This window comes from Streptomyces sp. NPDC059900 (assembly GCF_050270335.1).
Taxonomy (GTDB): Bacteria; Actinomycetota; Actinomycetes; order Streptomycetales; family Streptomycetaceae; genus Streptomyces.
Map to the genome: position 1 here is coordinate 1 of NZ_JBNNJZ010000329.1, position 9,377 is coordinate 9,377.

Genomic DNA, 9,377 nt, shown 5'->3' on the forward strand with positions numbered 1-9,377 from the left:
GTCCAGGACCGTGCGGGCCAGCGTGTCCACCCACACCAGGAACACCGCGCCCGCGAGCGCCGTGACCGGGAGCAGCCGTGCGTGTCCCGAGCCGACCAGGGCGCGGGCCGCGTGCGGCAGGACGAGGCCGACGAAGCCGATGGCTCCCGCGCTGCTGACCAGGGCCGCCGTGAGCAGGGCCGTGACGCAGAGCAGCAGCAGGCGGGTGCGGGCCACGTGGACGCCGAGCGTGGCCGCCGCGTCCTGGCCGAACACGAACGCGTCCAGAGTGCGGGCGTGCGCGAGGCAGACGAGGAGCGCCACGAAGAGTACCGCCCCGCACAGCCAGACGTCCGTCCAGCCGACCCCGCTCAACGAGCCGAGCAGCCAGAACAGGACACCCCGCGTCGTCTCCGCGTCGCCCGCCGTCAGGATCACGAACGAGGTGAGCGCGGAGAAGAGCTGCATCGCCGCCACCCCGGAGAGGACCACCCGGTCGGCGCTCCCGCCGAGGGTGTGGCTGAGCAGCAGGACGAGGGCGAAGGACACGACGGCCCCGACGAACGCGCCCGCCGAGATCGACACCACTCCCCCGCCGACCCCGAGGACGACGATCGCGACCGCCCCCGTGGACGCGCCCGAGGAGACGCCGAGCACGAAGGGGTCGGCGAGCGGGTTGCGCAGGAGGGACTGGAGGACCGTGCCGCAGACCGCGAGACCCGCGCCGCAGACCGCCGCGAGGAGGGTGCGCGGCATGCGCAGGTTCCAGACGATGCCGTCCCGAATGGGCGTCAGGGTCGCCTCGCCCCAGCCGAGATGGGCCGCCACCGCCGACCACACGTCCGGTACGGAGATGTCGGCGGGGCCGATGGTGACGGCCGTCGCCACGGAGAGGGCGAGGACGGCGAGGCCCGTCGTCCAGAGCAGAGCGGAACGTATGCCGCCAAAGGCGGCTGCCCTCACTTGGCGAGCCCGAACTCGCGCAGGGCGGCGGCGACTTGCTCCACGCCGTCGACCGTGCGGATGGTCGGGTTCATGGCCTGGCCGCTCAGCAGTACGTACCGCTTCTTCTTCACGGCGGTCAGGTTCTTGGTGGCCGGGTTGGACTCCAGGAACTCGATCTTCTTCTTCGCGCTCTCGGCGGTCTGTGACTTGCGGGTGAGGTCGCCGATGACCAGGACATCGGGGTCGCGGTCGGCCACGGTCTCCCAGTTGATCTGGGGCCACTCCTCGCGGGTGTCGTCGAAGACGTTCTTCACGCCGAGCTCGCGCGTGATGATGCCGGGCGCCCCGCAGCAGCCCGCGATGTAGGGGGCGTCGGAGTTGGCGAACCAGTAGAGGACCGACGTGTCGGCCGCGTCGGCTTTCTTGATGGTCTTCGCGGCCTTCGCCACCCGGCCCTTGAGGTCCGCGATCAGGCGTTCGCCGCGCTTCTGGACGCCGAACGCCCCGGCCAGGTCGCGCACCTCGCCGTAGACGGTGTCCATGGTCAGCGTCTTGACGCGCTTGCCGTCGCCGTCGCCGCTGTTGTCCTTGCCCGCGCAGTCCGACGGCGAGACATAGGCGGGTACGCCGAGTTCGGCGAACTTGGCGCGGTCGGCGACGCCGCCCTTGCTGACCGTCGCCGTGAAGGACGCGGTGACGAAGTCCGGCTCCTTGGCGAGGACCTTCTCGAAGGAGGGGTAGCTGTCGGCGATCCGGTCGACCTTGGCGTTGTCCTTCTCCAGGCCCTTCAGGACCGGGTCCGTCCAGGTGCCGGTGCCGACCATGCGGTCCGCGAGGCCGAGCGAGAGCAGGATCTCGGTGGAACCCTGGTCGAGGGAGACCGCCCGCTGCGGCGGCGCCTTGATCTCCGCCTTCTTGCCGCAGGAGGCCAGGGTCAGCGGGTAGCCGTCGGCCTTCTTGCCCGTGGCGGACGACCCGGAGGACCCGGCGGAAGACGCGCCGCCGCAGGAGGTCAGCGTGGCGGACAGGGCCGCGACGAGCAGGACGACGGGTATACGTACACGACGGGCTGAGGAGGACACACGATCCCTTGAGTCTCATGGCTCATACGCGGAGCCTGGCCTGCTTCATCACCTGCGCCGCTCGGTGCGCGGCGCAGGCGCCAGCAGGTCTTCGGACTCGGGGATCGGCCGGACGGGGCGCCTTCCCGGGCATCCGTGGACGCCCAGTGGCCGTGGCCCCGCCCGTTCCCCCTCACCGCTGCGCGTCAGTTCCGGATTCGCACCGGATTCCCTGGCCCTGGTGTGGGTTGACTGGCGCTCGCAAGCTATCACGCAAGGTCAGGGAGACCGCCGTCACGCCGGGTCAGGACGCCCCGTCGGGCCTGGGTGCGCCGCGGTAGGTGCCGAAGGACCACTTGTTGCCCTCGGGGTCGGTGATCGCGAACTCCCTGCTGCCGTAGGGCTTGTCCTCGATCTCCCGGGTGATCTCGACCCCGGCGGCGACGAGCCGCCGGTAGAGGTCGTCGACATGATCGGTGACGACGTACGTGCCGAAGGTGCCCGGCTTCAGGCACCAGTCACCGGCCCCGTCGTCGTACGAGCCGAGCATGATCGCGCCGCCCTCGGGCCAGTCGAGCTCGGCGTGGGCCACGCTGTCGCCGTCCTGGTAGACGGCGGTGCGCAGGAAGCCGACGGTGCCGACCAGGAAGTCGATCAGGGCGGGGGCGTCGTGCGCCTGGAGCGTCGGCCAGACGCTGGGGGCGCGCCCGGTGGACCGGGGCTGCTTGTTCTGCTTCTCGGTGGTGTCCATGGCTCCTACTCTTCGCCCCCGCCGTGGCTCCCGGCTTGGATATTCCGGCACTCTTCGGCCAGCCAGCCGCTGGGGCTCGCGCCGGTGTACTGCCGGAAGTCCCGCACCAGGTGGGAGTGGTCGTAGTAGCCGCAGTCGGCGGCGACGCGGGCCAGGTCGGGGGCGGCGCCCGCCGCGACGGAGCGTACGACGGCGTTGCGTGCGCGCTGGAAGCGCATCAGGCGGCCCGCCTGCTTGGGGCTCAGGCCCGTCTCGGCCCGGAAGAGCGTGGTCAGGCGGCGTTCGCTGAGCGCGACGTGCCGGGAGAGGCCGCGCAGGGTGCCGGCGCCCTGGTGCCGGGCCAGCCAGGCCCAGGCCTCGGCGACCTCCGGGCGTACCGCTCCCGCGGCGTCCGCGTCCGCCGCGCGCTGCCGCAAGTAGGCGGACAAGGAGGCGAACCGCTGTTCCCAGCCGCTCTGCTCGCACAGCAGCTCCCGTACGTCGGCGGCGCGGCGCCCCATCACCTGCGCGCCGGGCGTCACCAGGTCGGCCGCCAGCTCCGCCGCCGGTACGCCGAACAGGGCGCGGGCGGCGAGCGGGTGCACGGCGAGCTGGATGCCCGCCTCGTGCTCGGGCCGCACGACGTACGCCGGGGACTGGTGCAGGCCGCCCACGACGATGTCCGTGCGCGTGGCGTCGGGTCCGGTCGCCTGCCCGGGACTGTCGCCGGTGGCGACGGGGCCGTCCAGGGAGAAGATCAGCGTCAGATACGGGGACGGCAGGCCGCGGTGCAGACCGGGCTGCTCGCCCGCCGTGCGGTAGCCGACGGCGGACACCACCATGCCGCCGAGCCGCGGAGCGGCCCGTACGAACTCCGGGGAGACGCTCTCCATGCCTTCCAGTATGCGATGGGCTTCGCTCCGGAGCAGGGCTGGGAAGCGTGCGGGCGTCTGACGCTGCTACCCGCGCACAGGCGTCCCATGCCCGTTCCGTCCGGTGATGTCGATCATGGGAATCCGCCGCTCGGGCCCATACGATGACCCGCCGCTCCGGACGGGGCGCAGACCGCTCTCAGGGGGCACAGAACCATGGCATCAATGGCAAAGGGCAAGCTTGCCGTACTCGGCACGGCGGGCGCGCTCACCGCGGCCGTCATCGCGGGCACGGCGCTCTGGCCGAGCACGGACGCGACGGCCGCCGACGCCTCCGCGAAGACCGCCGCGAAGAGCGCCGGGGCAGCCGCCGAGCTGAAGCACTGGCCCAAGCCGGTCGCGAAGAAGCTGGGCAAGGTCATCGCGGAGAACGGCGGCAAGGGCGCGTACGCCGTCTTCGACGCGGACAACACGACGTACCGCAACGACCTGGAGGAGTCCCTCCTGCCCTTCCTGGAGATGAAGGGGGTCCTGACCCGCAAGACGATGGACCCGTCGCTGAAGATCATCCCGTTCAAGGACACGGCGAAGCACAAGGAGAGCCTCTACAGCTACTACAACCGGCTCTGCGAGGTCGACGACCAGGTCTGCTACCCGTGGGCCGCGCAGATCTTCTCCGGCTTCACGCTGAAGGAGCTCAAGGGGTACGTCGACGAGCTCCTCGCCTACAAGAAGCCCATCCCCGCCGAGTACTACGAGGACGGGAAGCTGACGAAGACCGAGGTGAAGAAGCCCGAGTTCTTCCCCGGCATGCAGGAGCTCTACAAGTCCCTGCGGAGCCACGGCATCGAGGTGTACGTCGTCAGCGCGGCCAGCGAGGACCTGGTCCGGATGGTCCTCGCCGACCCCAAGTACGGCTACGACGTGAAGCCCGAGAACGTCATCGGCGTCGGCCTCCAGCTCAAGGACCGCAAGACCGGCGAGGTCACCAGCTCCCGCAAGGAGATCGCGGAGGGCCGCTTCGACCAGAAGAAGCTGGCCAAGCACGAGCTGACGCCGGACCTGTGGGCCCCGCTCACCTGGTACCAGGGCAAGCCCGCGGCCATCAGCACGTACATCGACGAGTGGAAGAAGCCCGTCCTGGTGGCGGGCGACACCCCCAAGAGCGACGGCCCGATGCTGTTCCACTCGGCGGACGTGACGCACGGCGGTGCGCGGGTCTGGGTCAACCGCAAGGACTCGTACATGAAGGAGCTGGACGGGATGAAGCAGAAGAACGCCGACCGCCAGCGTGAACTCGGCCAGAAGGTGACCGCGGACAAGCGGTGGCTGACGGTGACGCCGGACCAGATCGGCTAGACCCCCTGCGGCGCAGCACCGTCCGGACCCGCGGCGTTCACCAGACCCGAGGCGATCGCCTCGACGAGCGCCGCGTGGTCCTGCGCGTTCTGCGCGGCGTAGCGCAGCGCGAAGTCGGCGACGGCCCGGTCGAACGTGTCGGAGCCGCCCAGGTAGGCGGCGATGGCCATGCGGTCGCCGGAGCGGGCGTGGGCGCGGGCGAGCGCCGTGCCGCAGAGCCGGGCGTAGGAGCGCAGCTCCGTGGCGGACATGGCCTCGACGTCCGCCGGGCCCCGCACGTCCCGGAGCCTGCGCCAGTAGAAGGCGCGGCCCCGGGGGCCCGTCATCCAGCCGAGGAAGATGTCGCCCGCCGCCTGGAGCAGGCGCTGGCCGGCGACGACACGGTGGCCGGGATGGACGTACGGACCGGCCGGCAGGTGCTCCTCGTAGACGGAGCGGACGGCTTCCTTGATCTGGAGGAAGAGCGGATCGTCGGCGTCGCGCCCGGCGAGGAGCACGATGAAGCAGCGGGTGCCGACGCCGCCCACTCCCACCACTTTCCGCGCCGCGTCCACGAAGTGGTAGCGGTCCAGGAGGATTCGGCGCTCCTCGGAGACCGTGGAGCGGTAGTCGCCGAAGATCTTGCGTACGGCCGCGATGTCCGGGGGGCCTGCCGGGACGAGGAGCGGCGGATCGTGGACGATGCGGCGGACGCCGTCGGCTTCGCTGGTCAGCTTGCCGAGCGCCGGCAGGGTGGTGCGGGCCCGGCCTCCGTTGAGTGCGCTCTTCCTCCGGTCGCGGTGGCGGGTGGCGTCGATGAGCGGCAACAGGCCTTTCGTGTCCGTGCGTTCGTACCAGACCGCCAGTTCGCCGAGTCCGGCAAGACGCCTCATCGACGTGCGGTACGCGGCCACCGCCGCGCGGCAGGCCGCGTGCGCCGCGCTCTGCGGGTGGCCGCTGCCGCGGGATGCCACGGCGATGCTCGCGGCCAGGCGTTTGACGTCCCACTCGAAGGGGCCGGGGCAGGTCTCGTCGAAGTCGTCGAGGTCGAAGACCAGGGTGCCTTCCGGGGAGGCGAACAGGCCGAAGTTCAACAGGTTGGCGTCGCCGCAGAGTTGGACCGTGAGCCCGGTGTTCCACTGGGCGGCCAGGTCGCCCGCCATGACGGCGACGGCGCCCCGCAGGAAGGAGAAGGGGGACGCGGCCATGCGGGCGTAGCGGACCGGCAGCAGCTCCTGGACGCGGTCCGCGCCCTGCCGTTCGAGCACGGTGACCGGGTCGGCGCGATCGGCGGAGGGAATCCAGGCCCCGTGCGAGGAACGGGAGGCGTTCTTGCGGGCGGCCCTGCCCTGCCGGGCACGCTCTTGCGGAGCGATCATCGCCCCGGCCCCCTCTCCGTCGGCAGCTCCCGGCAGCGGCCTCCCCCTCGGCGGCCCCCCTCAGCAGCAGCCAAAGCCGCCGCGGGCGTGTCCGCATGCCGGGTACGGCGAACGGGTGACCCGGCCCGTGGCACGTCGGGGGCTTCGGCTTCCCGGGTACGCCGGTTTCCCCGGGTCTTCAGCTTCCGCCCGCCACCGCCCATGCCGCCACCCCTTTGGCCAGCGCACTTCCCGCCCGCGTCCACACGAAGTGGTCGAGGCGGGCGCCCGCCTCCTTTGCGGAGTACTGGCGGCGGGTGACGCGGGCCCCCGGCACCTTGCCCACCAGGTGGTCGAGAGCGGCCGCGGGGGCCCAGGTGTCGCCCTCCACCAAGACGGCGAGGACGGGCAGGTCCAGGGTGCGCAGGGCCGCTTCGTAGTCGTGCGGGGAGCCCGGGGAGGAATAGCGGCCCGTGCGGCCCTGGCGTGCCCAGTCGCGCATGACGCCCTTGGGCTGGTTGCCGCCGAAGCCGAGCCTGGTGCCGGGCCAGCGGCCGAGCAGCGTGGACGTGGCCGCGGTGAGCAGTTCGCCGATGAGCAGCAGGGGCCCGCGCAGGGGGCCGTACGCCCGGAACCAGACGGAGCCCGAGGCGACGAGGGCGACTCCGTCGACGCCGGGGCCGATCCCCAGGGCCGCGTGAATGAGGCCCAGTTGGCCGCCCATGCTGTGGCCGAGGAGGTACAGCGCGGGCTCCGGGCCCAGTTCGCCGCGTATCGCCTCGATGACCGCGACGAGGTCCTGCTCGACGATGGTGCGGTAGCCGTGGTCGGCGGCGTCCGGGTCCGTCACCCGCGGGGTGCTCTCCCCCTGCCCCCGCATGTCCACGGTCAGGGCGGTGAGCCCCTCCGCGTGCAACTGGCGTGCGAACGCGCGGTAGTAGCGGGCGGGGGTGCCCATGGCGGGGAGGATCAGGACGGCCGGCGCGGGGCGCGGCGATGCCTCGCTCCCCCGCAGGCCGCGGACGGGAAACCGCGCCCCGTCCGCGAGTCGGGCGGTGACCAGCAGCGGCAGCTCGGCTGCCGGTTCCTGCTGGGCGGGGGCGGATTCCGGCTGAGTCATGCGGTCAGCATGGACCACGCGTGCGGGCGGGGGCGCTCGGCCCCCGCCCGCACGCGCCGTGACGACCGCTCGGCGGTTGTGCCGCGACCGCCCAGCGGCTGGTTCGGCCACAGTCCAGCGGCTGGTTCAGCGGCTGTAGCGCATCAGGGCGCGCACCATGTGGCAGGTGATGTCCGACGGCGGGTGGATTCCCACGTCCTCCGCCATGCTCCGGATACGGGTGTTGCTCGCTTGGTTCGCCAGATAGACGCCCGAGTCGAGGAGTGCTATCGCCAGACGCATGGCCTTCAGGCGCCGGTTGTGCGTGATGTACCACTCGCGCGGCCGGCCGGCCGGGAGCGGACGCTTCTCCAGTGGTGCGTACGTCGGGTCGATGATCACGGGCCGGGAAGCGTTGCGCTTGGACTTCGATGTGAGAGCGGCAGCGGGCACAGGCATCCTCCTGTCGCGGTCAGGAACCCCCGTCGGGAACCTTCGAACACTGAGTCAATTCTACTGCCGGGCACTGACAATCGCCGCTGGCCAGACGGGCTTTCGGGCGCTGTGACGGGTGGGTCGCGGGTAGCGTGTGCGGCATGGAGATCTGGATCAATCCCGCCTGCTCGAAGTGCCGCAGCGCGCTCACGCTGCTCGACGCGGAGGGCGCCGACTACACCGTCCGCCGCTACCTCGACGACGTCCCCTCCGAGGACGAGATCCGCGCCGTCCTGGAGCGGCTCGGCCTGGAGCCGTGGGACATCACGCGCACCCAGGAGGACGCCGCCAAGGAGCTGGGCCTGAAGGACCGCGAGGCCTGGCCACGCGACGCCTCGGGCCGCGACCGCTGGATCACGGCGCTCGCCGAGCACCCCAAGCTCATCCAGCGGCCCATCATCACCGCCGACGACGGCACCGCGGTGGTGGGGCGCACGGAGGAGGCGGTACGGGACGCGCTGTCCCGGTAGCCGCCCCGCCGGGCCCCTGCGCCGGCCCTCAGCCGAGGAACTCGGCCACCCTGCCGTTCAGTTCGGCGGTCCGGTTGTGCGGCAGCCCGTGGTGCCCGACGTCCGGCAGCACGGCCGTCCGCACGTCGGGCAGCAGCCCGGCGGCGCGCGCTCCCACCTTGCGCGCGTCGTGCGCACGGCCGCGCCCTGCGAGCAGGACGAGCACGGGAAGCCGCAGTTCGCGCAGCGCGTCCGGCGCCGGACGCGGGCCGGTGACCGGCTTCGCCTTGGGGAAGCCCGCCGTCTGCTCCTGGAGCCGCAGCCAGTCGGTGTTCAGCGGGACGCCGCCGGTCTCCCAGGTGAGGAACGCCCGCGTGCGCCGCCCTGAGGGGCGCAGGAGCATCGGCAGCGCGTGCAGCAGGTAGCCGGGACGGAATCCGGCGAAGCACTGGGTCGGGTCGACGAGGACCAGGCGCCGGACGCGGTGGGGCGCGTGCAGGGCGTAATGGAGGGCGATCCAGGCACCGTAGGAGTGTCCGCCCAGATCGACCGCCCCTTCGATCCCGAGTCCGTCGAGCAGCGCGTCCAGCCAGCCGGTCAGGTCGGACACGGAACGGATCGGCCGGCCCGCGTCCGGCACGCTGCGCCCCGGTTCGCCGATCAGGTCGACCGCGTACACCCGCCGCTTGCGGGCCCACTTGGCGACGTTCGCGAACCAGCTTCCCGCGGTGGCGCCCCCGCCGGGCAGCAGCACGAGCGGCGGGGCGCCGACCGGTCCGCACACCGCTGCGTACGTGTCGCCGAAGGGAGTGGAGACCGTGCGGTGCTCCGTCCCCTCGGGCCACTTCGCCAGGACCGTGTCGTACGCGATGAAGAACGCCTCGGTCGTCATCGGACTCCCCCTCCGTCAGCCGTGCCCCAGTCTCACCCGCATCGGCACGGACATGTCAGAGAACGGCGGGATATCCGGTCCGGCGGGCGGCCGGACACGGCACAGATGACCGCGGACCGACGGCCTATATCCGGCGAAGCGTTACATACACCCCCATAG

General features: G+C 72.0%; 10 protein-coding genes and 1 riboswitch. Of the genes, 2 read left to right on the plus strand and 8 right to left on the minus strand.

Annotated features, from left to right (window positions below):
* The 4 genes from ACQKIP_RS31075 to ACQKIP_RS31090 all read right to left on the minus strand — a co-directional run.
* Window positions 1-942, minus strand: a 942-nt coding sequence (locus ACQKIP_RS31075) for a FecCD family ABC transporter permease (RefSeq protein WP_427744789.1), incomplete at its 3' end; no start/stop codon positions are given.
* Window positions 939-2,006, minus strand: coding sequence for an ABC transporter substrate-binding protein (locus tag ACQKIP_RS31080; RefSeq protein WP_365852608.1), 1,068 nt, complete (start codon window positions 2,004-2,006; stop codon window positions 939-941). The genes ACQKIP_RS31075 and ACQKIP_RS31080, both read right to left, overlap by 4 nt.
* Before the next feature lie 65 nt (window positions 2,007-2,071).
* A riboswitch (cobalamin riboswitch) is annotated at window positions 2,072-2,257 on the minus strand.
* A 32-nt stretch (window positions 2,258-2,289) separates the two neighbouring features.
* The gene (locus tag ACQKIP_RS31085; RefSeq protein ID WP_365852606.1) at window positions 2,290-2,736 is read right to left on the minus strand and encodes a VOC family protein; all 447 of its coding nucleotides are present in this window, start codon (window positions 2,734-2,736) and stop codon (window positions 2,290-2,292) included.
* Between the two features lie 5 nt (window positions 2,737-2,741).
* Window positions 2,742-3,608, minus strand: coding sequence for an AraC family transcriptional regulator (locus ACQKIP_RS31090; RefSeq protein WP_365852604.1), 867 nt, complete (start codon window positions 3,606-3,608; stop codon window positions 2,742-2,744).
* A gap of 204 nt (window positions 3,609-3,812) precedes the next feature.
* Here ACQKIP_RS31090 and ACQKIP_RS31095 point away from each other — a divergent pair, with 204 nt between their 5' ends.
* Complete coding sequence (locus tag ACQKIP_RS31095; protein ID WP_365852602.1) at window positions 3,813-4,946, plus strand: HAD family hydrolase; 1,134 nt, start codon at window positions 3,813-3,815, stop codon at window positions 4,944-4,946.
* Here the strand turns inward: ACQKIP_RS31095 and ACQKIP_RS31100 are convergent.
* The 3 genes from ACQKIP_RS31100 to ACQKIP_RS31110 all read right to left on the minus strand — a co-directional run bounded on the left by ACQKIP_RS31100 (window position 4,943) and on the right by ACQKIP_RS31110 (window position 7,835).
* On the minus strand, window positions 4,943-6,304 hold the full coding sequence (locus tag ACQKIP_RS31100; protein WP_365852600.1) for a DUF2252 domain-containing protein: 1,362 nt from the start codon (window positions 6,302-6,304) through the stop codon (window positions 4,943-4,945). The genes ACQKIP_RS31095 and ACQKIP_RS31100 overlap by 4 nt on opposite strands.
* Window positions 6,305-6,482: 178 nt before the next feature.
* Window positions 6,483-7,403: an alpha/beta hydrolase family protein gene (locus ACQKIP_RS31105; protein WP_365852598.1), complete on the minus strand. Its 921-nt coding sequence runs from the start codon at window positions 7,401-7,403 to the stop codon at window positions 6,483-6,485.
* Window positions 7,404-7,529: 126 nt separating this feature from the next.
* Window positions 7,530-7,835 (minus strand): hypothetical protein, encoded by a 306-nt coding sequence (locus ACQKIP_RS31110; protein WP_190081278.1) that lies wholly within the window; start codon window positions 7,833-7,835, stop codon window positions 7,530-7,532.
* 143 nt (window positions 7,836-7,978) lie between these two features.
* Between ACQKIP_RS31110 and ACQKIP_RS31115 the strand changes: the two genes are divergently transcribed.
* Window positions 7,979-8,347: an arsenate reductase family protein gene (locus tag ACQKIP_RS31115; RefSeq protein WP_365852596.1), complete on the plus strand. Its 369-nt coding sequence runs from the start codon at window positions 7,979-7,981 to the stop codon at window positions 8,345-8,347.
* Between the two features lie 28 nt (window positions 8,348-8,375).
* On the opposite strand, the gene ACQKIP_RS31120 is transcribed toward ACQKIP_RS31115, so the two are convergent.
* Window positions 8,376-9,218, minus strand: coding sequence for an alpha/beta fold hydrolase (locus ACQKIP_RS31120; protein ID WP_365852594.1), 843 nt, complete (start codon window positions 9,216-9,218; stop codon window positions 8,376-8,378).
* Between the last annotated feature and the right edge of the window lie 159 nt (window positions 9,219-9,377).